Source organism: Streptomyces sp. NPDC048182, from assembly GCF_043202555.1.
Lineage (GTDB): Bacteria > Actinomycetota > Actinomycetes > Streptomycetales > Streptomycetaceae > Streptomyces.
The window spans coordinates 79,316-105,181 of sequence record NZ_JBIDAQ010000015.1; the positions used below are offsets into that span (position 1 = coordinate 79,316).

General features: G+C 73.2%; 18 protein-coding genes. 9 read left to right on the forward strand and 9 right to left on the reverse strand.

Annotation, left to right across the window (positions count from 1 at the left end):
• Entirely contained in the window at positions 1–1,509 is a 1,509-nt protein-coding gene (locus tag ACGFZL_RS26020) for a hypothetical protein (RefSeq protein ID WP_393695206.1), read from the reverse strand.
• 286 nt (positions 1,510–1,795) lie between these two features.
• Here ACGFZL_RS26020 and ACGFZL_RS26025 point away from each other — a divergent pair, with 286 nt between their 5' ends.
• Together ACGFZL_RS26025 and ACGFZL_RS26030 are read left to right on the forward strand one after the other, a co-directional pair.
• Positions 1,796–2,923: an aminoglycoside phosphotransferase family protein gene (locus ACGFZL_RS26025; RefSeq protein WP_393695208.1), complete on the forward strand. Its 1,128-nt coding sequence runs from the start codon at positions 1,796–1,798 to the stop codon at positions 2,921–2,923.
• Positions 2,924–3,251: 328 nt separating this feature from the next.
• Positions 3,252–5,183, forward strand: coding sequence for an N-acetylmuramoyl-L-alanine amidase (locus ACGFZL_RS26030; protein WP_393695210.1), 1,932 nt, complete (start codon positions 3,252–3,254; stop codon positions 5,181–5,183).
• 36 nt (positions 5,184–5,219) lie between these two features.
• On the opposite strand, the gene ACGFZL_RS26035 is transcribed toward ACGFZL_RS26030, so the two are convergent.
• The 4 genes from ACGFZL_RS26035 to ACGFZL_RS26050 all read right to left on the reverse strand — a co-directional run bounded on the left by ACGFZL_RS26035 (position 5,220) and on the right by ACGFZL_RS26050 (position 8,008).
• The gene (locus ACGFZL_RS26035) at positions 5,220–5,717 is read right to left on the reverse strand and encodes a hypothetical protein (protein WP_393695212.1); all 498 of its coding nucleotides are present in this window, start codon (positions 5,715–5,717) and stop codon (positions 5,220–5,222) included.
• Between the two features lie 83 nt (positions 5,718–5,800).
• Positions 5,801–6,706 carry a universal stress protein gene (locus tag ACGFZL_RS26040; protein WP_355175699.1) on the reverse strand — a complete coding sequence of 302 codons (906 nt, stop codon included), beginning with the start codon at positions 6,704–6,706 and terminating at the stop codon, positions 5,801–5,803.
• Positions 6,707–6,849: 143 nt separating this feature from the next.
• Entirely contained in the window at positions 6,850–7,092 is a 243-nt protein-coding gene (locus ACGFZL_RS26045; RefSeq protein ID WP_355175700.1) for a DUF397 domain-containing protein, read from the reverse strand.
• Between the two features lie 37 nt (positions 7,093–7,129).
• Positions 7,130–8,008 (reverse strand): alpha/beta fold hydrolase, encoded by an 879-nt coding sequence (locus tag ACGFZL_RS26050; RefSeq protein WP_393695215.1) that lies wholly within the window; start codon positions 8,006–8,008, stop codon positions 7,130–7,132.
• Between the two features lie 387 nt (positions 8,009–8,395).
• Here ACGFZL_RS26050 and ACGFZL_RS26055 point away from each other — a divergent pair, with 387 nt between their 5' ends.
• The gene (locus tag ACGFZL_RS26055; RefSeq protein WP_393695217.1) at positions 8,396–10,132 is read left to right on the forward strand and encodes a serine hydrolase; all 1,737 of its coding nucleotides are present in this window, start codon (positions 8,396–8,398) and stop codon (positions 10,130–10,132) included.
• Positions 10,133–10,176: 44 nt separating this feature from the next.
• Here ACGFZL_RS26055 and ACGFZL_RS26060 read toward each other — a convergent pair whose 3' ends face one another.
• Together ACGFZL_RS26060 and ACGFZL_RS26065 are read right to left on the reverse strand one after the other, a co-directional pair.
• Positions 10,177–11,745 (reverse strand): phytoene desaturase family protein, encoded by a 1,569-nt coding sequence (locus ACGFZL_RS26060; RefSeq protein ID WP_393695219.1) that lies wholly within the window; start codon positions 11,743–11,745, stop codon positions 10,177–10,179.
• Between the two features lie 41 nt (positions 11,746–11,786).
• The gene (locus tag ACGFZL_RS26065; RefSeq protein WP_393695221.1) at positions 11,787–12,860 is read right to left on the reverse strand and encodes a glycoside hydrolase family 43 protein; all 1,074 of its coding nucleotides are present in this window, start codon (positions 12,858–12,860) and stop codon (positions 11,787–11,789) included.
• Between the two features lie 192 nt (positions 12,861–13,052).
• Here ACGFZL_RS26065 and ACGFZL_RS26070 point away from each other — a divergent pair, with 192 nt between their 5' ends.
• Positions 13,053–16,328 (forward strand): LamG-like jellyroll fold domain-containing protein, encoded by a 3,276-nt coding sequence (locus tag ACGFZL_RS26070; protein ID WP_393695223.1) that lies wholly within the window; start codon positions 13,053–13,055, stop codon positions 16,326–16,328.
• 78 nt (positions 16,329–16,406) lie between these two features.
• Here the strand turns inward: ACGFZL_RS26070 and ACGFZL_RS26075 are convergent, their stop codons facing one another.
• The gene (locus ACGFZL_RS26075) at positions 16,407–17,642 is read right to left on the reverse strand and encodes a hypothetical protein (RefSeq protein ID WP_393695225.1); all 1,236 of its coding nucleotides are present in this window, start codon (positions 17,640–17,642) and stop codon (positions 16,407–16,409) included.
• A 65-nt stretch (positions 17,643–17,707) separates the two neighbouring features.
• A complete protein-coding gene (locus ACGFZL_RS26080; protein WP_393695227.1) occupies positions 17,708–19,303 on the reverse strand; it encodes an endo-1,3-beta-xylanase in 1,596 nt (531 codons plus the stop codon).
• A gap of 268 nt (positions 19,304–19,571) precedes the next feature.
• Here ACGFZL_RS26080 and ACGFZL_RS26085 point away from each other — a divergent pair, with 268 nt between their 5' ends.
• The 5 genes from ACGFZL_RS26085 to ACGFZL_RS26105 all read left to right on the forward strand — a co-directional run bounded on the left by ACGFZL_RS26085 (position 19,572) and on the right by ACGFZL_RS26105 (position 25,731).
• Positions 19,572–20,858: an extracellular solute-binding protein gene (locus ACGFZL_RS26085; RefSeq protein WP_393695229.1), complete on the forward strand. Its 1,287-nt coding sequence runs from the start codon at positions 19,572–19,574 to the stop codon at positions 20,856–20,858.
• An 82-nt stretch (positions 20,859–20,940) separates the two neighbouring features.
• Positions 20,941–21,891, forward strand: a complete 951-nt coding sequence (locus tag ACGFZL_RS26090; RefSeq protein WP_393695231.1) for a carbohydrate ABC transporter permease — start codon at positions 20,941–20,943, stop codon at positions 21,889–21,891.
• Positions 21,892–21,923: 32 nt separating this feature from the next.
• Positions 21,924–22,847, forward strand: coding sequence for a carbohydrate ABC transporter permease (locus tag ACGFZL_RS26095; RefSeq protein ID WP_355175712.1), 924 nt, complete (start codon positions 21,924–21,926; stop codon positions 22,845–22,847).
• Between the two features lie 39 nt (positions 22,848–22,886).
• Entirely contained in the window at positions 22,887–24,569 is a 1,683-nt protein-coding gene (locus ACGFZL_RS26100) for a glycoside hydrolase family 43 protein (protein WP_393695233.1), read from the forward strand.
• A 130-nt stretch (positions 24,570–24,699) separates the two neighbouring features.
• Positions 24,700–25,731, forward strand: a complete 1,032-nt coding sequence (locus tag ACGFZL_RS26105) for a LacI family DNA-binding transcriptional regulator (RefSeq protein WP_393695235.1) — start codon at positions 24,700–24,702, stop codon at positions 25,729–25,731.
• Positions 25,732–25,866 lie beyond the last annotated feature (135 nt).

A 25,866-nucleotide genomic window follows, 5' to 3' on the forward strand; every position in this document is an offset into this window, starting at 1 on the left:
CTACACCGCGGCCGTGCCGACGCGGCCGGCGCCTCCCTTCGCGGTGCGCGGCCTGGGCATGGCCCGGGCGATCTCGTCCCGCAGCTGCCGGATCCCCAGGTGGTCGGCGTACCGGTCGGTGAGCCGGTTCATCTGGCGGAGCCGGTCCCAGGTGCGCTGGGAGGAGTTGGAGCCCATCGACTCCAGGGCGCGGCGCGCGTGCCGCTCCGCCTGCTCGGGGTCGTCGGCGATGAAGCAGGCCGAGGCCATCGACAGGTAGTCGAAGATCTTCGACCGCTGCTGGGCGTCGACCCGCAGCTGAAGGGCCTTGTCCGCGCAGGACTGGGCGTGCGCCGCCGCGGCCGGCTCGAACTCCGCAAGGGTGCGGTGGGCGAGGGCCTGCATGCCGTACAGGTCGGCCTCGTTGAACAGCTGCATCCAGCCGGGCACCGGCGCGTCGCTCCGGTCGGAGACGAACAGCTCCTCCGCCCGGCCGAGGGTGCGGCGCATCGCCTGGCCCTTGCCCATCGACGCCTGTGCCCATGCCTCGATGGTGTGGAACATCGCCCGGGTACGGGGCAGCAGCTCCTCGCCGGAGCCGGAGTGGGCGAGGCCGATGAGGTCGAGCGCGTCGCCGGGCCGGCCCAGGTGCACCATCTGGCGGGCCGCCCGGGAGAGCGCCTCGCCGGCGCGGGGCCGGTCGCCGCCCTCGCGCGCGGCGTGCGCGGCGATGACGAAGTACCGCTGCGCCGTGGGCTCCAGGCCGACGTCGTGCGACATCCAGCCGGCCAGCACGGCGAGGTCGGCGGCGACGCCCCACAGGCGGCGCTGGAGGTGCGGGGGGTGGTGGTAGGCGAGCATGCCGCCCACCTCGTTGAGCTGGCCGACCACGGCCTTGCGCTGGAGGCCGCCGCCGCGGGCGGCGTCCCAGGCGCGGAACACCTCCACGGAGCGTTCCAGGGCCTCGACCTCGTCGGAGCCGACGGGTGCGGCCTCGTAGCGGTCGAAGCCGGCGGGGTCGGCGTCGAGGGGTGGCTGGGGGTGGGAGGTGCCGGCGGTCAGCGCAGGGGGGGTGCGCAGCCAGTCGTGCATGGCGCTGCTGAGTACGGAGCCCGCGGTGAGCGCGGCGCCCGCGCCCACCAGGCCGCGTCGGTTGAGCATGAGGTCCATTCCCGTGAATTCGGTGAGGACCGCCGCGGTCCGCTCGGGCGCCCACGGCACGGCGTCGGGGTCGTGTGCTCTCCCGTCGCCCTGCCGACTTCCTGCGCGCCCCGGCCGAACCAGACCGAGGTCCTCGATGGTCACGACACGGCCGAGACGCTCGGTGAACAGCACCGCCAGCACCCGGGGCACCGGATCGCGCGGGATTTCTCCCGTGTCGATCCACCGCCGCACCCGCGAGGTGTCGGTCGCCAGTTGGGGGTGGCCGAGGGCCGCCGCCTGCCGGTTGACCAATCTCGCGAGTTCGCCCTTGGACCAGCCGGCCAGGCCGAACAGGTCCGAGAGGCGGGTGTTGGGTTCTGCGCTCACGTCAAGCCCCCAGGTTCTCGGCTGAGTTGACAGTAGCCCCGTGCGGGTTGCCGAGCGACTATTCGCCACCGTTCGCCAGGGTCCGCCAGATGGTGTGCCACGGGCCGAACAGTGTCAGGTAGATATGCGCCACCCCGACCCGGTCGCCCGGGGGCCACTCCCCAGGGTGGACCCGGCGGCCGGTCGGACGGCGCGGTGCGCTCGCCGCACGGTAGCCGCCTTCGGGCCGCTTCCGCGGCGGGCACCGCAGAGCAACCGCAGGCACACGAAGGGATCTGTCTCGCCCATGTACGCAGCATCGTCCTCCGTGTCCGCCCCGCAGCGCGCGCTGCACCCCCGCCCCGCGGCGGGCGGCGGCCCCTACCTCGCCCCCGCGCGGCCGGCCCAGGTGGCCGGCGCGGGCCGGGTGCGCGGCGCGGGCCCGGGCACGCAGCCGCTCAGCGGCAGAATCGACCTCTCGGGGCCGCAGGGTGCCCAGGTGCGCGCGGCGATCGGCACCGTGCAGCGCATCTGCCCGGAGTTCACCCCGGTGCAGGTGCTGCGCCGCAGCGGCCGGTCCGTGCTCCTGGTGGGGACGACCGGTCGCAGCACGGCGGTCGCCAAGTGTTTACTGGACCACTCCCCCGCCTGGAGCGAGCGCTTCCGGCACGAGATAGCGGCCTACCGCTCGTTCGTCCGGCACCGCCCGCCGGTGCGGGTGCCGAGGCTGATCGCGGCGGACCCGGAGAACTGCACGCTGGTCATCGAGCGGATGCCGGGCCGGGTGGCCTCGCTCCAGCGGCATCCGCTCCAGGCCCCGCCGCGGGCGGACATCCGGGCGGCACTCGACGCGGTCTGCCGGCTCAACGCCTGGCGTCCGCCGGCCGGGACCTTCGACGCGCCGCTGGACTACGCGGCCCGCATCTCCCGCTACCACGAGCTGGGGCTGCTCACCGACCGGGACCTGGGCGACCTGCAGAAGCTGCTGCACGGGATCGCGCAGGCGGCCGGGCGCCACGGCATGGGGCAGTTCTGCCACGGTGACGCGCTGCTGTCCAACATCCTGATGTCCCCGGCGGGCCCGGTCCTGGTCGACTGGGAGCACGCGGGCTGGTACCTGCCCGGGTACGACCTGGCGACGCTCTGGTCCGTCCTCGGCGACGCGCCGGCCGCCCGCCGCCACCTCAGCCAGCTCGCCCAGGCACAGGGCCCGGCCGCGCGGGACGCGTTCCTGGTGAACCTGATGCTGGTGCTGACCCGGGAGATCCGCACCTACGAGATGGCCGTGCAGCGCTCGATGCACGACCCGGCCCCGGCACCGGTCCCCGCGGGAGCGATGCCCACCGGCGAGGAGCAGCGGCTGCTCCTTCGCCGCCTGCACGACGACTGCCAGCTGGCCCGCCGGGCCGTCCGCGCGGCGGTCGGCACCCGCTGACCCGGCCCAAGTCGCCCGCGGCGCGCCTTCCGGGAACGACTCCCGGGGCGCGCCGCGGGCGTTCCGGCGCCCGACCCGCGCCGGGGCGCTCGGCCGGCACGGTCGCCTGGCCCGGCCCCCAATGGTGTACGCCACTGACGCCGCGCAGGCCCGTGCGGTGGCGTCGCGAAAGCCGTCCGTACGCGCCGGGGAGTCCGCGGTGACATGGGGAATCGCCTTTGCGGCGGCATGATTGACGGATCGTCGGGCGGCCCGGTACCACTGGTCCACGCCCGGCCCCGCACGTCGCGCCACACCCCCGCCACGCCCCACTCACCAGGAGGCCGCTTTGCGAGGATCCCCCACCCCGGCCCTGATCGCGGGGGCCCTGCTGCTGCCCCTGCTCGGCGCGGCGCCGTCCGCCGCCGGCACACCGGACGCGCCGGCCGCGGCCGACCGCCTCCAGCAGGCGTTCGCCGAGGCGTCCAGGGAGTACAAGGTGCCGCAGAGCGTGCTGCTCGGCGTCTCCTACCTCCAGTCCCGCTGGGACGGCCACGGCGGCGCCCCGAGCGTCACCGGCGGCTACGGCCCGATGCACCTCACCGACGCCCGCACCGCGCTGGCCGGGGCCTCGCACCACGGCGAGGGCGCCGAGGACCCGCGCGGCGACGACGCCCGCGCGGCCCTGCACCCGACGGCGACGGCCGCCGCCCCCACCACGCTCCCGGCCCGGCTGACGACGCTGCCGCGGGCGGCCGAGCTGACCGGCCTGAGCCCCCAGGCGCTGCGCACCGACCAGGCGGCCAACGTGGCCGGCGGCGCCGCCCTGCTCGCCGCCGCCCAGCGCGCGGCGGGCGAGCCGCTGAGCGCGGACCCGGCCGACTGGTACGCGGCGGTGGCCCGCTTCTCCGGCGCCGACGACTCCGGCACGGCGGCGGCGTACGCGAACGACGTGTACGACGTGATCCGCACCGGCGAGGCCCGCACCACCGACGCCGGCCAGCGGGTCGCCCTGGCCGCCCGCCCGGGCACCGCCCCCGACACCGCGCAGCTGCCCCGCACCGGCCTGCGCGCCGGCTCGGCGGCCGGCACCGAGTGCCCGAAGTCGGTGTCCTGCGAGTGGATCCCGGCGCCGTACGAGGAGTTCGGCGACGGCGACTACGGCAACCACGACCTCGGGAACCGGCCCGCCTCGCAGCGCATCCGGTACATCGTCGTGCACGACACGGAGGGCGCCTGGGACGGCGTGCTGAACCTGGTCCAGGACCCGACCTATGTGTCCTGGAACTACACCCTGCGCTCCACCGACGGGCACATCGCCCAGCACGTGAAGGCGAAGGACGTCGCCTGGCACGCGGGCAACTGGTACGTCAACGCGAACTCGATCGGCCTGGAGCACGAAGGCTTCCTCGCCGAGCCGGACGCCTGGTACACGGAGGCGATGTACCGCTCCTCCGCGCGACTGGTGCGCTACCTGTCGGCGAAGTACCGCATCCCGCTGGACCGGCAGCACATCCTCGGCCACGACAACGTGCCGGGCCCGACCTCCTCGACGGTGCCGGGCATGCACACCGACCCGGGCCCGTACTGGGACTGGCGGCACTACTTCCGGCTGCTCGGCGCACCCGTCACGCAGACCGGCGGCAAGCACTCCGGCGTGGTGACGATCCGCCCCGACTACGACACCAACCAGCCGGTGTACACGGGGTGCGAGACCGCCGGCACGCCCTGCGCGGCGCACGGCTCCAGCGAGGTCCGGCTGTACACCGACCACGACGTGAACGCGCCGCTGGTGAAGGACATCGGCCTGGGCACCACCCCGACGACCGGCGTGAACGACCTGTCGTCCCGGGTCTCCACCGGCCAGCAGTACGCGGTGGCCGACCGGTGGGGCGACTGGACGGCCGTCTGGTACCTGGGCCAGAAGGCGTGGTTCCAGGACCCGGAGCGGCACCCGGCGTCGGTGCCGGCCCGGGGGAAGACGATCACCCCGCGCGAGGGCCTGGAGAGCGTGCCCGTGTACGGGCGGGCGTACCCGGAGGCGGGCGCGTACCCGGCGGACGTCCCGGTGCAGGCGGTCTCGCCGCTGAAGTACACGCTCCCCAAGGGCCAGAAGTACGTGGTCGGGGACAAGGTGCCGGGCGAGTACTACTACGCGGTCACCTTCGACGAGTCCTCGCACCGGGTGGTGCGCGGCTCCGACCTGTACTACGAGATCCAGTACGGCCACCGGGTCGCGTACGTGCGCGCCGCCGACGTGAGCGTCGCGACCGCGAAGTAGCCGCCGGGTGAGCCGGGGATGAGCCGTGGGTGAGCGTCAGCCCTGCTGGAACAGCTCCGCCGGGAGCGGCTTCAGCAGGGCGTACAGGTCGTCGGTGATGGGGCGGTCCCAGGCGGCGATGGTCACCAGGACCTGGTCGCTGCGGTCGAACTGCACGCAGGAGATGCGGCTCTCGGAGAGCTTGAGGCGGCGCACGATCAGCAGGTTGTCGCCCTGCATCACCGGCACGTCCTCGGAGCCGACGACCGTGATCTCCTCGTCGTTCTCCAGCGCCAGGAGCAGTTGGGCGACCTCGAAGGGGATCTCGCCCTCGGCGGTCTCGCGGGCCGGGGAGCCCTCCGGGAGATTGCCGATGATCATCGCGGGGCCGCGCCCGCCGAACAGGTCGTAGCGCAGGAAGACGCCCTGGCAGGTGCCGTCCGGCGCGGGCAGCAGGCCGGCGCCGAGGTTCCCGGGCCAGTCGCCCGGGTCCATGGCCAGTACGTCGAAGTCGGGCCCGGCGGGGGTGGCGCTGCGGCGGCGGAGGAACGACATGCCGCCATGGTACGTGCCCGGGACCGGCACCGGCCGCGTGCCCGGAGACCGGTCCCGGGGTCCGGGCACGCGGCCGGCGCCGGTCACTCCTCGGCCGGGGCCGGCTGGACCACCGCGACGGGTGCCGCCGCGTGCAGCAGGACGGCGTGGGTGACGGAGCCCAGCATCCTGGCGGGGGCGAGCAGGCGCCTGCGGTGGCGGCCGACGACCACCAGTTCGGCGTCCCGGGAGGCCGCGACGAGGTGCCCGGCGGTGTCGCCCTGGAGGACGTCCAGGTCGGTCTGGACGCCGGGGTGGCGTTCGCGGTGCTCGGCGAGGAGGCCGTCGGCGAGCACCCGGGTCTCGCTCTCGATGGAGACCTCGTCGATCACGGGCGGCACCATCTGTCCGGCGCCGGCCCAGCTCTGCACGGGTGCCGGGTAGGCGGCGACGGCCTGGAGCCGGGCGCCGCGCAGCGCGGCCTCGGTGAAGGCGAAGGCGAGGGTGGTCTCGTCGGGGCTGTCCACGTTCAGGCCGACGACGACCCGGGGCCCGGGTCCGGCCGGCCCCTCGCCGTGCACCTCGCGTCCGGGCCGGGGGACCACCACGACGGGGCACGCGGCGTCGCGGGCGGCGGCGATGCCGTTGGAACCGAGCAGCAGCCCGGCGAAGCCGCCGCGGCCCCGGGAGCCGAGCACCAGCAGCTGGGCGTCGGCGCCCAGCGCGGGCAGGACGGCGCCGGGCAGGCCCTCCGCGGAGGTGAACTCGGTGGCCGGCTTCTCCTCGCGGCCCCGCACGTGGTCGCGGGCCCGCTCGAGCACCGGGTCCTCGCCGGTGTCCGGCGGGCCCGCGGTCAGGACCTCGGTCTGCGCCCAGGACGCGGCGTACTGGCGCACATGCACCACCCGCAGCGGGGCCCGGCGCCGGCGGGCGGCGTCGAGGGCCCAGTCCAGGGCGCGCAGGCTGTCGTCCGAACCGTCGACCGCCGCGATGACCGGCAGGGTGCTCATGGGTTCCTCACCTCCGGGGTTACGACCTTCCCCCCGGGCGTCAGCCTGGCCCAGGTGACGGCGCCGGGAGGGCCCTGGGGGTCGCGTGTCCGGAAATCGGGCGGGAACACCCCCTCATCGGACGCCCGGCGGCCCCCGGCGGTTCAGGTGAGGTCGAAGTCCCCGTCCCGGGCCCCCGAGACGAACGCGCCCCACTCGGCGGGGGTGAAGATCAGGGAGGGGCTGTGCGGGCTGCCGCCGTTGCGCATGGCGATGAAACCCTCGACGAAGGCGATCTGTACGTCCCCCAGGCCCCGGCTGCCGGGCTGCCACTGCGCGTTGCTGAGATCAAGCTCAGGCTTGTCCCAGCCGGCGAGCGGGCGCTGGTGGGTGGTGCTCTCGGTCACGTCCGTGCTCCTCCCGGATGCGTCGTCCGGGGTCAGCCTAGCGAGCGGCCCCGGGGGCCGACAGGGCATCGCCGGAGCCGGCGAGGAAGGCGGCGACCCGGGTGGTGAAGTCTTCCGGGTCGTCCAGCCAGGGGTAGTGCCCGGCGTCCGGCTGGACGCTCACCTCGGCGTGCGGGAAGACCTCGGCGGTGCGGCGGGCCAGCGCGGGGTTCGGGCCGCCGTCGCGGGCGCCGGCGAGGACGAGGACCGGGGCGGTGCAGCGGACGAGCGCGGCGCGGGTGGCCGGCGGGTCGTAGGCGCCGGGCGCGCCGAAGACGTCGGCGGCCCCTTCGTTGGTCTCGCTCTCACCACGGGCCACGTGCTCACGGGCCGCGTCGTCCCAGCGGCCGTGGAAGAAGGGGAGGAAGACGTCGTCGAAGTCCCCGGTGCCGGCCAGCCACGCCTCGAAGGGCCCGATGGCCTCGGGGTACCAGGGCTCGTCCGCGCGCAGCCGCGCCGCGGCCAACCGGTCCTCGGCGGTGGCCGGCATGCCGAGCGCCCACGGCGTGACGGCGACCAGCACCAGGCGGGCCACCCGCTCCGGGTACCGGGCGGCGTAGAGCATCGCGAGGCTGCCGCCCGCGGAGTGCGCGAGCAGGTCCACGCGGTCGAGGCCGAGGTGGAGCCGCAGCGCCTCGACGTCGTCCACGAGCCGGTCGCAGCGGTAGCTCGCCGGGTTTGCGGGCACGGCGGAGTCGCCGGTGCCGCGCAGGTCGAGCAGATGCAGCCGACGGTGGGCGGCGCCGGCCAGCCCGCCGAGGTCGCCGAGGTAGCGGGAGGCCCGCATCGGCCCGCCGGGGAGGACGAGCAGCGGGGTGCCCTCGCCCGTGACGTGGTGGGCGAGGCGGGTTCCGTCGGGGGCGGTGAAGGTCGGCATGGCGCCGATCATGGCCGGTGCGGACGGCCGCCCGCAACGGGGTTCGGGGCGTGGGTCGTGGCGAGCCCGATCACCGTGCACCCCGCGGCGACTCCCGCGGCCACTCCTGCCGGGGCGCCCTCGACGACCACGCACCCGGCGGGTGGGACCCGAGCCGTTCGGCTGCCAGGAGGTAGCCGTCCGGTGCCGGCCGTCGGCCGAAGGTCGACCGGTGACCGCGCCCCCATTGACAGGGTCCGCCGTTGACAGGAAAGTTTCACTCCACGCGAGGATCTGGGAAAGATACTTTCAGCGTCGGCGGCGGGAGGCCCTGCGGTGACCGGACGGGTGTCGAGCGGTTCGCAGAGCAGTCCCCCTGCGTCGGGTGATGGTCTCACCCGGCGTCAGATGGGCGCCGGTGCGCTGGCCCTGGGCGGCGCGCTGGCCCTCGCGCCGTTCGCGGCCGGGCCCGCCGCGGCGGCCGGGGACCGCACCGCCCGGCCGACCCTGCGGCACGGCTCCGCCGAGCGCGCCGGGCTGCTCGCCGGGCATCTGCGGCAACTCGTCGCCGACGCCGAGACCTTCCTCGGCCCCTCCCCCGCGCACCCCTGGTACGCGGGGGCGGTGCTGCTGGCGGGCCGGGGCGGCGCCGTGGCGCTGCACGAGCCGATCGGCATGGCGGTGCGCTATCGGGCGTACGACGAGAAGACCGACACCGGCGTGGAGTTCCCGCCCGGGGAGCAGATTCCCATGGCGGCGGACACCGTCTTCGACCTGGCGTCGGTCTCCAAGCTGTTCACCTCGATCCTCGCCGTGCAGCAACTGGAGCGGGGCGCGCTGGAGCTGACGGCGCCGGTCGCCGCGTACCTGCCGGACTTCGGACGGGCCGGCAAGCAAGGGGTGACGATCCGCCAGCTCCTCACGCACACGTCGGGGTTCCGGGCGTGGATCCCGCTCTACGGCGCGCCGACCCGCGAGGAGCAGATCCGGCTGATCTACGACGAGGCGCCGGTCAGCGCGCCGGGCACGGCGTACCTCTACTCGGACCTGAACATGATCTCGCTCCAGCTGGTCCTGGAGCAGGTCACGGGCCGCCCGCTGGACGTGCTGCTGCGCGAGGAGGTCACCGCCCCGCTGGGCCTGACCCGCACCCGCTACAACCCGCCCGCCTCCTGGCGGCCCCGCGTCGCGGCCACGGAGGACGCCCGGCAGCCCTGGTCGGGCCTCGACCGCGGGCTGGTGTGGGGCGAGGTGCACGACGAGAACGCCTTCGGCCTGGGCGGGGTGGCCGGCCACGCCGGGGTGTTCTCCACCGCCTGGGACCTGGCGGTCCTCGGCCGCACACTGCTCAACGGGGGCAGCTACGGGCGGGCGCGCGTCCTCCGCCCGGAGTCGGTGGAGCTGATGTTCACCGACTTCAACACCGCCTTCCCGGGCGACGCGCACGGCCTGGGCTTCGAGCTGTACCAGCACTGGTACATGGGCGCGATGGCCACCCCGCGCACCGCCGGGCACACCGGCTTCACCGGCACCTCGCTGGTCCTCGACCCGACGACCGACTCCTTCCTCGTGGTGCTGGGCAACTCGGTGCACCCGGTGCGCACCTGGCGCTCCGGCTCGGCGCCCCGCGTCGCGGCCGGCACCCGATTGGCCCGGGCCGTACCGGTCCGCCCCGTGCAGGGCCGCACCGCCTGGTTCTCCGGCACGGCGAACGCCACGACGGCCACGCTCACGCTGCCCGCCCTCGACACCTCGGCCGGCCGAGCGCGGCTGCGCTGCGCCCTGTGGTGGGACACCGAACCGGCCGCGGACACCCTCGTCCTGGAGTCCAGCACGGACGGCGGCACCACCTGGCAACCGCTCCCCTTCACCACCACCGCCCACGGCGAGGCCCCCGAGCCCCGTCCGACAGGCTCGGTCACCGGCTGGTCGGGCCGCGCCTGGCACCACCTCTCCGCCGACCTCCCGTCCACCCGCTCCCTCACCCTGCGCTGGCGCTACACGACCGACCGGCTCTACGTGGGCCGCGGCGCCTACGTCGACGCCCTGCGCGCCGACTCCCCCGGCCGACTCCTCTTCCACGACGCCCGCCCGGCGGACGCGGCCCGGGTGGGGGCGTCGGGGTGGGTGCGTTCGGCGGACTGAGGAGCCCGTGACGGTGAGCCGGCGGGCACCGGGGCCGACCCCGCTCAGTGCGGGGGATGCCCGCCCGTCAGCACGGCCATCGCCGCGTTGTGCCCCGGCACCCCGCTCACCCCTCCCCCGCGCACCGCGCCCGCCCCGCACAGCAGCACGTTCGGCTGGGCCGTCGCCACGCCCCAGGGGCCGGCGGCGCCCTCCTCGGCGTAGGGCCAGGACAGGTCGCGGTGGAAGATGTGGCCGCCGGGCAGCCGCAGGTCGCGCTCCAGGTCGAGCGGCGTGCGCGCCTCGACGCAGGGCCGGCCGTCGGCGTCGGTGGCCAGGCAGCCGGCCAGCGGTTCGGCCAGGTGGGCGTCGAGCTGGGCGAGGGTCGCGGCCAGCAGCTCCGCGCGCACGGCGTCGTTGTCACGGGCGAACAGGCGGGCGGGGGTGTGCAGGCCGAAGAGAGTGAGGGTGTGCAGCCCGCGCTCGGCGAGGTCGGGGCCGAGGATCGTCGGGTCGGTCAGCGAGTGGCAGTAGATCTCCGCGGGCGGGGCCTCGGGCAGCGCCCCCGCGGCGGCCCGGGCGTGGGCGGCGGCCAGTTGCCCGTAGCCCTCGGCGATGTGGAAGGTCCCGGCGAACGCCTCGCGGGGGTCGACCGCGGGGTCGCGCAGGGCCGGCAGCCGGGTCAGCAGCATGTTGACCTTCAGCTGGGCGCCCTCGGCGGGCGGGGGCGGCGACGCGCCGGTGAGGGCCGCCAGTTCGGCGGGCGAGGCGTTCACCAGGACGTGCCGGGCGGCGGCGGTGCCCTCGGCGTCGCGCGAGCGCCACGTCACCTCGGCGGTGCGGCCGTCGGTGTCGATCCGTACCGCCTCGTGCCCGGTGGCCAGGTGCGCGCCGGCGGCCCGGGCGGCGTCGGCGAGGGCGTCGGTGAGCGCGCCCATGCCGCCCACGGGGACGTCCCAGGCGCCGGTGCCGCCGCCGATCACGTGGTAGAGGAAGCAGCGGTTCTGCTTCAGGGACGGGTCGTGTGCGTCCGCGAAGGTGCCGATCAGCGCGTCGGTGAGGACGACGCCGCGCACCAGGTCGTCCGCGAAGGTCTCCTCGATCGTGACGCCGACCGGCTCCTCGAACAGCGCCCGCCAGGCGTCGTCGTCGTCGACCCGGCGGCGCAGCTCCTCGCGATGAGGGAGGGGTTCGGTGAGGGTGGGGAAGACCGCGCGGGCGACGCGGGCGGTCATGGCGTAGAAGCGTCGCCAGGCCGCGTACTCGCGCTCGGAGCCGGTGAGGCGGGCGAAGGACTCCCGGGTCCGCGCCTCGTCCCCGCCGACCAGCAGGCCGGTGGGGCGGCCGTCCCGGTCGGCGGGGGTGTACGAGGAGACGGGGCGGGGGCGGGTGCGGAAGTCCAGGCCGAGATCCCGCACGATCTTCGGCGGCAGCAGGCTGACCAGGTAGGAGTACCGGGACAGCCGCGCGTCGACGCCGGCGAAGGGGCGGGTGGAGACGGCCGCGCCGCCGGTGTGGTCGAGGCGCTCCAGGACCAGCACGGAGCGCCCGGCCCGGGCCAGGTAGGCGGCGGCGACCAGTCCGTTGTGGCCGCCGCCGACGATCACGGCGTCGTAGGAGCCTGAGGGCAGCATGGCTTCCTTCTAGCACGCCTGGCCGCGCACGATGCCATCGCTCACTCGAAGAACTTCAGGCTCCAGCCGGTGTCGGTCGTCGGGCCCGGCACGTTGGCCCGGCGGTAGGTCGTGTTGCCCCACCAGCAGAAGGAGCCGGTGTACCAGTAGCGGTTGGCCCAGGAGTACAGCGTGCCCTTGGGCACCGCGTGGAACATCAGCGGGAAGCGCGGGCCGGCCGGCGGGCTGGTGCCGATGTCCCCGTCGAGCAGCACGAAGCTGTGGTGGCCGGGGCCGTTGACATGGAGCGTGGGGTCCCAGCCGGCCATCATCGTGGCCCGGTTGGAGCCGAAGAGGCAGCCGTTGGACTTGTACCAGTCCCACACGTATGCCGGGTCGCCGCCGGCCCGCAGCCTCAGGTCGGCCAGGCAGTACTGGTCGCTCCAGCTGCCGTTGGCGGAGTACACGACGTGCAGTTGGCCGTTCGGGTCCTTGATGGCCTCGGGCCCCTCGTTGATGAACGGGTTGCCGACCACCCGCTCCCAGCTCTCGCGCGGCTGGGAGATGACGTACCGCGCGCCGGTCGGCGTGGTCGGGCTGCTCATCCGGGCGATGTAGAGGTTCTGCTCGACGTTGGTGTCCCCGGCCCAGCCGGACCAGACGAACCAGCGCTGCCCGTTGAAGGTGAACAGGGTGCCGTCGATGGCCCACTTGCCGTCCGGCAGGGCCAGTTGGGTCTCGCCGGTGTAGCCGCTGTCCGGGTTCGCCGAGCTGATCACGTACATGCGGTGGGCGTTGCCGCGGCCGGCCGAGAAGTAGACGTGGTACCGGCCGCCGTCGCGCACGACCTCCGGGGCCCAGACCTCGCCGAGGTTGCGGGTGTCGGACCAGATCTGCCGCGCGGGCGCGGCGGCGAGGCCGTCGGTGGAGGACGCCTGCCGCACGGCGATGCCGCCGCCGGTCGACTGGACGGAGACGTAGGTGCCGCCGACGCGCAGCACGCTGGGGTCGGCGGCGCGCAGGGCGGTCTGCCCCGCGCGGGCGTCGCCGGCCGAGGACAGGGTCAGCAGCAGGGCGGCGAGCGCACCGGACAACAGGGCGGCAACGGGGCCGCGCAGACGGCGGACGAGCTTCATGGTCACCTCCACGGACGGGTTTACATCGATGAAAGGACGCGGTCACAGCATGGTGACCTGCGCAGCACCTGTCAACGCCCCGCGCAGCACGGCGCACAGGGTCTGGACAGTCCACAAGTGGCGTGTTGTCATTCCGCTGTTACTCGCTTTCCAACGTTGAAAGAGCCGCACCCCGGTACGAGGAAAGGTCCGATGACACCACGACACCCCCGTCCCAGAGCCGGAACCCGGGCCCTGCTGATCGCCGCCGCGCTGCTGCTGCCGACAGCCGCGCTGGCCCCCGTCGCGACGGCCGCGCCCGCCGCGCGGCCCGCCGCCGGGCAGGCCGCCGTCCAAGTACACGGCCTCAAGGGCGAGTACTTCCGCATGTCCGCGCCCGGCGCCCGGGACTTCGCCGAGCTGGGCGGCACCTCGCTCGACCCGCAGGTCAACTTCTCGGGCCTGACCGGCACGTTCCAGGAGCTGACCGGGCAGACCGAGAACACCACCGCCCGCTGGACCGGCAAGATCGAGGCGCCGGCCACCGACGACTACACCTTCTACGCCATCGGCGACAACGGCTTCCGCCTCTTCATCGACGGCAAGCCGGTCATCGACCACTGGCAGCCGGACTGGGACAAGGAGCAGACCAGCGCGGCGGTGCGGCTGACCGCCGGGACGCAGCACGAGTTCCGCCTGGAGATGTTCCAGGACACCGGCGGCGCGAACATGTTCCTGCGCTGGTCCACGCCGACGCTGCCCAAGCAGATCGTGCCCCAGACGGCCTTCACCCCGCCGGACGGCTTCGAGGTCTACCCGGTCGAGCCGTCGGTCACCGAGGACGGCCGCACGCTGCGCGCCCGCTTCGAGGGCCGCGTCGGCGGCGACCTGTCGACGGTCGCGGAGCACCTCGAGGTCGAGGCCGACACCACCCCGATGCCGGTGAAGTCGGTCAGGACCGTGCCGGGCGACCGCAACTCCCTGCAGATCACGCTCGCCGAGCCGATCCAGCAGAACCAGCAGGTGAAATTCAGCTACGACGGCGCGGGCGGGCTGACCGACGGCGGCAAGGCGGTGCCGAAGATCGTCCGCTGGGCGCAGAACGACTCCGCGCACCGGCTCACCACCAAGTGGGGCGACCAGGTCGACCCCAAGCACCCGCTGCCGGAGTACCCGCGCCCCCAGCAGGTGCGGTCCAAGTGGAAGAACCTCAACGGTCCCTGGCAGTTCAGCGGTGCGAAGGCGGGCGAGCAGCCGGTCTTCGGCAAGGACCTGAACGAGAAGATCACCGTGCCCTACCCGGTGGAGTCGCAGCTCTCCGGGCTCGAGCGGCACGAGGACCACATGTTCTACCGCAAACTGATCGACGTGCCGAAGAACTGGCAGGTCGGCAAGGGCGGGCAGCACAACCGGCTCAAGCTCAACTTCGGCGCCGTCGACTACCAGGCCACCGTCTGGGTGAACGGCAAGAAGGTCACCGAGCACACCGGCGGCTACAACGCCTTCAGCGCCGACATCACCGACGCGCTGAAGGGCTCCGGGCCACAGGAGGTCGTCGTCGGGGTCACCGACACCGGCGCCTCCGAGCAGCCCAAGGGCAAGCAGTCCACCAACCCGAGCGGCATCTTCTACACCCAGTCGTCCGGCATCTGGCAGACGGTGTGGATGGAGCCGGTCGCGAAGACGGCCATCGACACCCTGGTCACCACGCCCGACATCGACGCCGGCGAGCTGGCCGTGACCGTCGACGCCGAGGGCGCCTCGCCGAGGGCGCGGGTGGAAGCGGTCGCCCGCGACAAGCGCGGCAACGTTGTCGGCAAGGTCAGCGGTCCCGCGGGCCAGAAGCTGCACCTGCCGGTGGCCCGGCAGCACCTGTGGAGCCCGGACGACCCGTACCTGTACGACCTGGACGTCAAGCTCACCGACGGCCGCTCGACCGACAAGGTCGGCAGCTACTTCGGGATGCGCAAGATCGCCGTCCAGAAGGTCGGCGGCTTCCAGAAGCTGGTGCTGAACAACAAGCCGATCTTCTCGCTGGCCACCCTGGACCAGGGCTTCTGGCCGGACGGCCTGTACACCGCGCCGAGCGACGACGCCCTCGCCTTCGATCTGAAGGCGCACAAGGAGCTGGGCTTCAGCGCGGTGCGCAAGCACATCAAGACGGAGCCGGACCGCTGGTTCTACCACGCCGACCGGCTGGGCCTGCTGGTGTGGCAGGACTTCGTCTCCGGCGACACCGCCACCGACTCCGGGCAGCAGGCGTTCACCGACCAGGGCATGGCCGCCATGCGGCAGCACCACAACTCCCCCTCGGTGATCGGCTGGATCGTCTTCAACGAGGGCTGGGGCGAGCGGAGCAAGGACGCGACCGGCAAGATCGTGCAGGCCGTCGAGGCAGCCGACCCCTCCCGGGTCGTCAACGCGCACAGCGGCGTCAACTGCTGCAACTCCAAGGGTGACTCCGGCACCGGGGACATCATCGACCACCACGACTACAACAACGAGGACCCGCCCTTCCCGGACGACAAGCGGGCCGCGATGGACGGCGAGCACGGCGGCTTCGTGCTGCGCACCCCGGGCCACATCTGGCCGGGCGCCCCGACCGTCATCTACAGCGGCGTCGACGACAAGGAGGCGCTGACCCGCAAGTACGTCGAGAACACCGAGAAGTACTACCTCGACCAGGCCGGCGCCGAGCTGTCCGGCTCGGTGTACACACAGATCACCGACGTCGAGAACGAGCTGAACGGGCTCTACACCTACGACCGCCGGGAGATCAAGGTCGACCCGGTCCGGGTGCGGGAGATCAACCGCAAGGTCATCGCGGCCGGCGCCGCGGCGGGCGGTCCCGGCAGTGAGCTGAAGGGCGGCGGCCACTGGGCCCTGGACGAGGGCAGCGGCACCACCGCCGCCGACTCCGGGCCGAACGGCAAGGCCCTGAAGCTGTCCGCCGGCACCACCTGGACGCCCGGCGTCAAGGGCAGCGCGCTGAAGTTCGACGGCAAGGACCAGTCCGCCGAGACCGCCGGTCCCGTCCTGGACACCACCGGCAGCTACGCGGTCTCCGCGTGGGTGCGGCTCGACGGGCTGCCCGGCAACTACGCCACCGCGGTCAGCCAGGACACCCGCCGCCAGGCCAGCCCGTTCTACCTCCAGTACGGCCAGGGCGCCTTCGCCTTCAGCACGCCCGGCGAGCAGCGGGCCCGGCTGGTGACCACCCCGCAGACCGGCCGCTGGTACCACCTGGTCGGCGTGCGGGACGCCACGAGCAACCAGATCAAGCTGTACGTCGACGGCAAGCTCGCGGCGACGGCCGCCGGCGGCCCCGCCTACGCCAGCACGGGCCCGCTCACCGTGGGCCGCGCCCAGTGGGACGGCAACCCGGGTGACTTCTGGAACGGGGCCGTCGACGAGGTGCACGCCTACGACAAGGCGCTCACCGACCAGGAGGTGACCGCGCTCTACGAGCAGGAGCGCCCGCAGCAGTAGCCACGGGCGCGTGGGGGCGGCCCCGGCGGGAGGAGGGTTCCTCTCCCGCCGGGGCCGCGTCGTGTGTGCGGTGCCTGCTCAGGCCCCGCAGCGGGTGGTGAAGCCGCGGGCGGCGAGGCCCTGGCAGAAGGCCGTGCGGGCGTCGGAGTAGCGGGAGAGCCTGCCGTCGGCGAACCAGGTGGAGTTGGGCGGGAAGTCGAAGGTGCCGTCCTGGATGCCGTCCCAGCCATAGCGGAAGTCCAGGTTGATGTACGCCACCGTGGTGATGACGTCGGAGAGGTCGTAGGTGCCGGACAGGTTGGGGATGGGGCCGCGGTAGTCCATCAGGCCGAAGAGGCGGCGGACCCAGGTGGCGCCGCGGACCGGCTCCAGGCCGCTGGTGTCGGCGCCGTCGTCGGTGAAGTTCATCATGCCGCTCTCGGACACGATCATCTTCTTGCCGTGGTCCTTGGCGAACTTCATCATCTTCAGCACATTGCCGTCGTAGTCCCAGTTCTTCCACACGGCGGCCTGGTTGCCGTTGCTGTCCGTGCCGATGTAGGCGTTGCGGCACTGGAGGGCGGCGGTGTCGTAGTTGGTGGGCGGGGTGCCGTTGTAGAGGTAGCCGCCGAGGTCGTGGATGGGCAGGCACAGCTCGTGCGCGAAGACCGAGACGCCGATCTGGTCGGTGACGGCGTCACCCGGGTAGAGCGCCTCGTACTCGCCGCGCACCGGGTGGAAGACGAAGCGGGCGTTGTCCTGGTGGATGCGGCTCTTGATCAGGGAGCGGATGCGGGCGAAGGCGCCCTTGTAGGAGGAGCAGTCGGGGGTGGTGCAGTGGTAGTAGCTGCTGACCTCGTAGTCCAGGCGGAGCAGGAACATGGAGCCGGGGTGGGCGTTCATGTAGTCGGTCAGGCGGGTGAAGCGGTCGGCCCACTGGCCGTTGGCCAGCTCCTGGGTGACCTGGCGGGAGCGGGCGGCCTTGGCGTTCTCGTCGCCGCCGGTGAAGCCGGGCGGGTTGTCCTTCCAGCTGATGCCGACCTGCACGGTGGCGTTCCGGCTGGTGAGGAAGTCGGCGTAGGCGGCGTGGCCGGCGCCGACCCAGTTGCCCGAGTTGACCTCGTAGTACACCGAGCCGCCGGCCGGGGTGCCGCTGCCGGAGGCGGTGTAGTCGTCCCAGGCTGACTTGGTGGACTGGCCGATGAGCAGGGTGCGGTTGGTGGCGGCGGCGGGGGCCGGTGCGGGTGCCGCCGCGGTGGCGGTGCCGGCGGTCAGGCCGAGCAGGACGGCGAGGGCGAGGAGGGCCTGCGCGAGGCGGGTGGGGCGGGGGTGCATGGGGGCTCCTGACTGCGGGGCCCGCACGAGGGGGGTGTGCGGGCCCCGGTGGGGGAAGGGGTCGGTCAGGGGGTGCGGTAGGTGTACGAGGGGGTTCTGATCTGGGCGGTCTGGCCGCTGGGCTGGTAGTCGAAGGTGTAGGTGAGCGTGTCGCCGGAGCGCAGGCTCACGGCCTTCTCCCAGCGGCCGGCGCCGGCGTTGTAGTCGAGGAAGTAGTTCTGCTCGGCGCCGCCGTTGACGCGGTAGTGCACGGTGACGAAGGACGCGGTCTTGGCCGGCTTGAACCAGATGACGCCGTTGCTGACGCCCTGCGTGTAGTCACCCTGCGGCTGGGTGGGCGTGGGGGTCGGGGTGGGGGTGGGCGTCGGCGTGGGAGTCGGGGTCGGGGTCGGGGTCGGGCCGGGGGTGCCGGTGCCGTTCACCCACTGGGCGGTGCGCAGTTCGGCGAGGAAGCGGTCGCGGATGGTGGGGTCGGCCTGGATGCGGGCGTCGCCCCAGTAGCCGTTGGCGCAGCCGGGGCCGCCGGCCGCGGCGCCGTCGGCGCACTGCCACTGGGTCTGGCTGTCCCAGTCGGTGTTGATGTAGGCGGCGGCGCGGATCACGTCGCGGTTGGCGGTGATCCAGGCGAAGTAGGGCTTGTACCACTCGTTCCAGATGGTCTCCGCGCTGGTGCCGGCCGGGCTCTTGCGCATGATGCAGCTCTTGGTGCGGGCGCCGTTGTCGTAGCCCTGCGGGGAGGACTCGGCGATCATCGCCGGTTTGCCGTGTGCTCGGGCGAAGTCGAGGACGCGGTTCTGCAGGCCGGTCGGTGAGGTGTCGTAGCTGCTGCAGCCCCACTGGGTGCCCACCGAGCCGGCGCCGTAGAAGGCGGACAGGCCGACCCAGTCCACGTACTGGTCACCGGGGTACCACGTGTCGTAGTGGGCCGGGTCGGTGACGACGTAGTTCCACTCGGGGTGGTCGGGGTTGGTGTTGAGCGGCCAGGCGGCGGTCTGCCAGACGGTGGCGACCTTGGTGGCGCCGAGGGCGTCGATGCGGCCCTTGATGTACGCGAACGTCTTCTTGTAGTAGTCGGCGTTGTAGCAGTTCCAGGGGCCGTCGAACTCGTAGCCGATGCGCAGGAAGACCTGGCGGTCGTAGCTCTTGAGCTTGGTGACCATCTGGTCGACCTTGGCCCGGTACTGGCTGATCAGGCTGGGGTTGCCGGCCGTGACGTCGCTGTCGTTCGTGCCGATGATGGCGCGCAGCGGCTGGTTGTTGCAGCCGCTGGTGGCGTCGGAGAGGTAGAGGCCGACGGCGAGCGCGGAGTTCGGGTACTGGGCGAGGGTGCCGGCGAAGTCCACCGTGCCGCTGCCCCAGTTGGCCGGGGAGTTCATGCCGGCCAGCGGCTCGGGGCTGCCGCCGAGGACCAGGTTGGTGTAGAGCGTGACGCCGCCCGGCTTGGGGGCGTTCAGGCCGGAGTTGTCCAGGACGTCGCGCTTGTAGGCGGCGAGGGTGTCGCTGTCCTGGCCCATCAGGGCGAGGACCTTGCCGTCGGCCGGCAGGTTGCGGGCCGCCACGGCGGCCTCGGCGGTGCCGGAGGCGAAGCCCAGGGAGCCCAGGACAGCGGCCGTGGCCAGGCCGGCCAGGGCGGCGGCGGCTCGTCTTCGCAGGGATTTCACGGTGAAGTCTCCTCGTCCCGTTCGTGCTGTGCGGAGGTGTTGCCCGGCATCGTGGAGACACCGGATTGTTACGTCAATGGGTCGCGTAAGTTTCGGGCGAAGAAGCTGGTAGCGGCGGCTCCGGCGTAACCAGTCGACGGCTAGTGCGGCGGGTGTTCAGCGAAACTTCTCCGTAACCATTGACAGAGAGTTTCGCTCGACGGCACCTTGTCGGTCGGACTTCACACCGTCCCTCCTTCCTTCGCTCACTCCTCACTGGAGGTCCCGCATGGGCTCCTCACGCCTGCGCCGCTCCCTCGCCGCCGCGGCCGGCCTGACCACCCTCTTCTCGCTGGCCGCCTGCTCCTCGGGCGACTCGGTCTCGGCCGACGGGAAGATCACCCTGACCGTCGCCACCTTCAGCGACTTCGGCTACAAGCCGCTCATCGCGGAGTACCAGAAGACGCACCCGGACGTGGTGATCAAGGAGCGGGTCTCCCAGCTCGACCAGCACCACAACAGCCTCTCGACGCAGCTGGCCTCGGGCAGCGGCGCCGCCGACGTGGTGGCGATCGAGGAGGGCTACATGCCGAAGTTCCGCGAGGTGAGGGACAAGTTCGTCAACCTCGCCGACTACGGCGCCGCCAAGCGCCAGGGCGAGTACCTGCCCTACAAGTGGTCGCAGGCCACCGCGGACGACGGCAAGTTCGTGATGGGCTACGGCACCGACGTCGGCGGCCTCGCCATCTGCTACCGCAAGGACCTGTTCGCCAAGGCCGGGCTGCCCACCGACCGCGAGGCCGTCGGCAAGCTGTGGCCCACCTGGGACGCCTACTTCAAGACCGGCGAGACCTTCCGGGGCAAGGTGAAGGACAAGGCCTGGTTCGACGCGGCCGGCAACGTCTTCAGCGCCCTGATGAACCAGACCGAACTGGGCTTCTTCGACAAGAGCGACTCCTACATCGGCGACAGCAACCCCGCCGTGAAGTCCGCCTTCACCGCCACCGCGAAGGCCGCGGCCGACGGCCAGTCGGCGAACCTGGTGCCCTTCAGCCAGCAGTGGAACGCCGGCATCAAGCAGGGCCGGATGGCCACCATGACCTGCCCGGCCTGGATGACCGGCCTGATCCAGACCGCGGCCGGCAGCGACGGCGAGGGCAAGTGGGACATCGCCGCGGTGCCCGGCGGGGGCGGCAACTGGGGCGGGTCGTTCCTGACCGTGCCCAAGCAGAGCAAGCACGCCAAGGAGGCGGCGGAGCTGGCCGCGTTCCTGACCTCGGCCGACTCGGAGAAGAAGATCTTCACCGGCCCGACGGGGTCGCTGCCCTCGGTGACCTCGGCGCTGTCCGACCCGGCGGTGCAGGGCACCCGCAAGGAGTACTTCGACAACGCCCCGACCGGGAAGATCTTCGCCGCGTCCGCCAAGGACCTCAAGCCCAGCTTCCGCGGCACCAAGGACCAGCAGGTCCGGCTGCCCTTCGCCAACGCGCTGCAGACCGTCGAGCAGGGCAAGGCCTCCCCGGACGAGGCGTGGGACAAGGCGCTCTCCGAGGCCGAGAAGAACCTGAAGCACTGACGCCGTGACCCTCGCGGGTGCCGTCCGGGGGACGGCACCCGCGCCCTCTTCCCAGCCCGTTCGTCCCTGCCAGGAGGACACCATGGCGGTCGTCACCGCCCCGAAACCGCCCCGCCGCAAAGGCGCCGGCGTCACGATCCGCGGGCGGCGGCTGTTCGTCCCCTACAGTTTCGTCGCGCCGTTCTTCCTCGTCTTCGGTGTCTTCGGTCTCTACCCGCTGATCTACACCTTCTGGGTGTCGCTGCACGACTGGGACCGGCTGTCCGGCGACGCCGGCTTCGCCGGTCTGGACAACTTCCGTGACCTGTTCGCCGACCCCGACTTCTACAACGCCACCTTCAACACCTTCAGCATCTTCCTGCTCTCCACGGTCCCGCAGCTGATCCTCGCCCTGGCCGTCGCCTGGCTCCTGGACCGCCGGCTGCGCGCCCGCACCACCTGGCGGGCGCTGGTCCTGGTGCCGCAGTACGTGTCGGTGGTCGCCGTCGCGCTGGTCTTCTCCCAGCTGTTCGGGCGGGACTTCGGCGTCGTCAACTGGGTGCTCGAGCACCTCGGCCTGATCAGCGACCCGGTCGACTGGACGGCGGACACCTGGAGTTCGCACCTCGCGGTCAGCTTCATGGTGATGTGGCGCTGGACCGGCTACAACGCGCTGATCTACCTCGCCGCGATGCAGGCCGTGCCGCGCGAGCTGTACGAGTCGGCGATGGTCGACGGGGCCGGCCGGTTCCTGACCTTCCGCCGCATCACGCTGCCCTCGATCCGGCCCACCCTGCTGTTCACCGTGGTCATCTCCACCATCGGCGGCCTCCAGCTGTTCGCCGAGCCCTTCCTCTTCGACTCCCAGGCCAACGCGGAGGGCGGCACGGAGCACCAGTTCCAGACGCTGACGCTGATGCTCTACAAGTACGGCTTCATCAACAACGACGCCGGTTACGCCTCCGCCATCTCCTGGGTGCTCTTCCTGGTCATCGCGCTCGTCGCGGCCCTCAACTTCTACCTGACCCGACGCCTGAGCGGCTCCGACCGCTGACCGGCCGGCCGCCCACCGAAAGGAGCCCGCTCATGGCACCGTCCGTGACCGCCCCCGCGCCCCCGGCCGAGACCGGCCGAGGCACCCGACCGGCCCGCGCCGCCGCGAAGGCCCCCCGGGCCACCGGACCCCGGCACCACGACTCGGCCGGACCGCTGGCCTACGCGATGCTCGCCGCCGTCGTTCTCGCCTCGGTCTTCCCGCTGTACTGGACGGTGGTCGTCGCCTCGCACAGCGACAACTCCGTCCTCGGCGGTTCCACCCCGTCCCTGGTGCCGGGGGGCCATCTGATCGAGAACATGCGGCGGGTCTTCGACACCGTCGACTTCTGGAAGGCGCTCGGCAACTCCTTCACCGTCGCCGGCACCACCGCCGTCAGCAACGTCCTGCTGTCCTCGCTGGCCGGCTACGCCTTCGCCAAGCTCCGCTTCCCCGGCCGCAACGCGCTGCTCGTCGTCGTGGTCGCCACCGTGATGGTGCCCACCCAGCTCGGCATCATCCCGCTCTACCTGCTGGTCACCGACATGGGCCTGTACGGCAAGCTCAGCTCGCTGATCGTGCCGGCGCTGGTCTCCGCGGTCGGCGTGTTCTGGATGCGGCAGGCGATGGAGGAGAACGTCCCGGACGAGCTGATCGAGGCCGCCCGGATGGACGGCGCGGGGCAGCTGCGCACCTTCTGGTACGTGGCCTGGCCGGCGGTGCGCTCCACCGCGGCCGTGCTCGGCATGTTCACCTTCATGTTCGCCTGGAACGACTACTTCTGGCCGCTGATCGCGCTGCCGCCGGAGAACGGCACGGTGCAGATCGCGCTCAACCAGCTGGCCGCCGGCTACTACACCGACTACACCCTGATGCTCGCCGGCGTCGTCGTCTCCGTCCTTCCGGTCCTGGCGCTGTTCGCGCTGCTGGCCCGCCGCATCGTCTCCGGCGTGATGGCCGGCGCCGTCAAGGGCTGACCCGGACCTCCTCCACCACCGACCGAGACCGAGGACCTGATGACCGCCGCCGTCCCCACCACCGGGAACGACACCCCGGCCCCCGAGGACCGTCCGACGCCGACGATCCGCAATCCCGTCCTGACCGGCTTCCACCCCGACCCCTCCCTGCTGCGGGTCGGATCCGACTACTACCTGGCCACCTCGACCTTCGAGTGGCTGCCCGGCGTCACCCTGCACCACTCCCGCGACCTGGTCACCTGGCGTCCGCTGGGCGGCGCGCTGACCGAGGAGCGGCTGCTCGACCTCACCGGCGTCCCCGACTCCGGCGGCGTGTGGGCGCCCTGCCTGTCCTACGCCGACGGGCTGTTCCACCTCGTCTACTCCAACGTGACCAGCCTGGCGGGCGCGTTCAAGGACGTCCGCAACCACGTCGTCACCGCCACCGACATCACCGGTCCCTGGTCCGACCCGGTCCCGCTGCCCGGGCACGGCTTCGACCCGTCCCTCTTCCACGACACCGGCGCGGGCGGCACCGGCCGCAGCTGGCTGCTGTGGCTGGAGTGGGAGCACCGGCCCGGGCGCGATCCGTTCGCCGGCATCCTGATGCAGGAGTGGGACCGCGCAGCGCGCACCCTGACCGGCCCCGCGCGCCGCGTCTTCCGGGGCACCGCCCTTGGCCGCACCGAGGGCCCGCACCTCTACCGCCGGGACGGCTGGTACTACCTGATGACCGCCGAGGGCGGCACCTCCTGGGAGCACGCCGTCACCGTCGCCCGCTCCCGCGAGGCCACCGGCCCCTACGTCCCCGACCCGGCGGGCCCGCTGCTCACCTCCTGGGGCGACGACGCCCTGGACCTGCAGAAGGCCGGCCACGGCAGCCTGGTCGACACCCCCGGCGGCGAGTGGTACCTGGCCCACCTCACGGCACGCCCGCTCAGCCCGCGCGGCGCCTGCGTGCTCGGCCGGGAGACCGCCGTGCAGCGCGTGCACTGGACGGCCGACGGCTGGCCCCGGATCACCGGCGACGCCGGCGAGGGCCGCCCGGCTCGGCGGGTGCCCGCGCCCCGCGCCCGGGCCGCCACGCCCCTGACCGCGCCGAGCTCCGGCGGGGTGCTGCCCCCCCAGTGGATGACGCTGCGCCGCCATCCCGACCCGTCCTGGCTCTCCCCCGCCCCAGGCGGCGACGGCCTGCGGCTGCGCGGCGCCGAGTCGCTGTCCTCGCGGCACCGGCAGAGCCTGGTCGCCCGCCGCCAGCAGCACACGGACTTCACCTTCGAGGCCGAGGTGTCCTTCGCCCCGTCCTCCGCGCGGCACATGGCCGGGCTGGTGCATCTGTACAACACCACGCTGTGGCACTACGCCCACCTCACCCACGACGACGAGCGGGGCCGCGTGCTGCGCCTCGCCACCTGCGACCGCGGCCGGTACGCCGAGCCGGCGGCCCCCGTGCCGGTACCCGGGTCGGGCCCGGTGCGGCTGCGGCTGGCCTGCGCGGGCGGCACCGGCACCTTCGCCTGGTGGGACGCGGCGGACCAGCGGTGGCGGCAGCTCGGCCCGCGCCTGGACGTGGCCCGGCTGTCCGACGAGTACGCCACCGTCGGCGGCGACGACGGCCACTTCGACAGCTGGGGCTTCACCGGCGCCTTCGTCGGCGTCGCGGCCCAGGACCTCACCGGCGGCGGGCACCCGGCGGACTTCGCCGGGCTCGACTACCGCGCCGACGGCGAGGACGGGGCGTGAGGGGACGGGCCCGGCCGGGGCGGCGGCGGCATAGTCTTCGGGGAGGACTCCGGACCGGTGCGGCAGCCCGGCCGGCGGCCACCGCGTGCCCGGCCGGGCACGGCGGCAGCGGACGGGGACGGGACGGCCGATGAGCACACGACCAGCGGCGAAGGTGACCATCGGCACCATCGCGGCCGAGGCCGGAGTCTCCACGGCCACCGTCTCCAAGGTGCTCAACGGACGCGCCGACGTCTCCACCGCCACCCGCGACCGCGTCCGGCAGATCATGGCCCGCCACCACTACCAGCCGCGCCGGGCCAGACGCCGCGGCGGGGTCGTCGACCTCGTCCTGAACGAGCTGGACAGCCTCTGGTCCATCGAGATCATCCGCGGCGCCGAGGAGGCCCTGCGCGGCGACGGCGTCAGCATGATGCTCTCCGCCGTGCACGGCAGCACCGCCGGCACCAACGCCTGGCTCGACCAGCTCGCCGCCCGGCGCTCGGACGGGGCGATCCTGGTCGTCTCCGACCTCACCGTGCGCCAGCGCACCAAGCTGGGGGCGCTCGGCATCCCGTACGTCCTCGTCGACCCGGTCGGCAACGTGGACCCGACGGTGCCGACGATCGGGGCGACCAACTGGGCGGGCGCCATCGCCGCCACCGAGCACCTCATCGAGCTGGGCCACCACCGCGTGGCGCATCTCGCGGGTCCCCGGCAGCTGCTGTGCAGCCGGGCCCGCGCGGACGGCTTCCACGCGGCGATGGAGGCGGCCGGGCTGCCGGTGGCCGAGGGCGCGGTGCGGCACGGGGAGTTCAACGACCGCTCGGGGCACGACGAGATGGCGGCGCTGCTGACCCAGGCGGAGGACGCCGGGCGCCCGTGGCCGACGGCCGTCTTCGCGGCCAGCGACCTCCAGGCGTTCGGCGCCTACACGGCGCTGCGCGAGCGGGGCCTCAGGGTCCCCGAGGACATCAGCGTGGTCGGCTTCGACGACGTGCCGGTGACGCGGTGGAGCGACCCGGCACTGACCACGGTCCGCCAGCCGCTGCAGGAGATGGCCGCGATGGCCGCCGGCACGCTGCTGCGGCTCATCGACGGCGAGGACGTGAACCTGCCCCGGGTGGAGCTGGCCACCCAGCTGGTGGTCCGGGACAGCACGGCGGCGCCCGCCGGGGCCTGACAGACGCGAGGGGTGGGGGGCCCCGCCCGGGCCCCCCCCCCCCGGGGGGGGGGGGGGCCCCCCGGGCGGGGGGCCCCCGCGGCCCCCCCCCCCCCCCCGGGGGCGCCCGGCAACGGGGCCGGCCCGCCCCCCCGG

Bases quoted from the DNA above. Each gene is read 5' to 3' on its own strand.
- ACGFZL_RS26100 (WP_393695233.1), top strand. From the start codon at position 22,887: ATGACCGCCGCCGTCCCCACCACCGGGAACGACACCCCGGCCCCCGAG.
- ACGFZL_RS26070 (WP_393695223.1), top strand. From the start codon at position 13,053: ATGACACCACGACACCCCCGTCCCAGAGCCGGAACCCGGGCCCTGCTG.
- ACGFZL_RS26025 (WP_393695208.1), top strand. From the start codon at position 1,796: ATGTACGCAGCATCGTCCTCCGTGTCCGCCCCGCAGCGCGCGCTGCAC.
- ACGFZL_RS26065 (WP_393695221.1), bottom strand. From the start codon at position 12,860: ATGAAGCTCGTCCGCCGTCTGCGCGGCCCCGTTGCCGCCCTGTTGTCC.
- ACGFZL_RS26060 (WP_393695219.1), bottom strand. From the start codon at position 11,745: ATGCTGCCCTCAGGCTCCTACGACGCCGTGATCGTCGGCGGCGGCCAC.
- ACGFZL_RS26035 (WP_393695212.1), bottom strand. From the start codon at position 5,717: ATGTCGTTCCTCCGCCGCCGCAGCGCCACCCCCGCCGGGCCCGACTTC.
- ACGFZL_RS26050 (WP_393695215.1), bottom strand. From the start codon at position 8,008: ATGCCGACCTTCACCGCCCCCGACGGAACCCGCCTCGCCCACCACGTC.
- ACGFZL_RS26075 (WP_393695225.1), bottom strand. From the start codon at position 17,642: ATGCACCCCCGCCCCACCCGCCTCGCGCAGGCCCTCCTCGCCCTCGCC.
- ACGFZL_RS26105 (WP_393695235.1), top strand. From the start codon at position 24,700: ATGAGCACACGACCAGCGGCGAAGGTGACCATCGGCACCATCGCGGCC.
- ACGFZL_RS26095 (WP_355175712.1), top strand. From the start codon at position 21,924: ATGGCACCGTCCGTGACCGCCCCCGCGCCCCCGGCCGAGACCGGCCGA.
- ACGFZL_RS26040 (WP_355175699.1), bottom strand. From the start codon at position 6,706: ATGAGCACCCTGCCGGTCATCGCGGCGGTCGACGGTTCGGACGACAGC.
- ACGFZL_RS26055 (WP_393695217.1), top strand. From the start codon at position 8,396: ATGGGCGCCGGTGCGCTGGCCCTGGGCGGCGCGCTGGCCCTCGCGCCG.
- ACGFZL_RS26085 (WP_393695229.1), top strand. From the start codon at position 19,572: ATGGGCTCCTCACGCCTGCGCCGCTCCCTCGCCGCCGCGGCCGGCCTG.
- ACGFZL_RS26090 (WP_393695231.1), top strand. From the start codon at position 20,941: ATGGCGGTCGTCACCGCCCCGAAACCGCCCCGCCGCAAAGGCGCCGGC.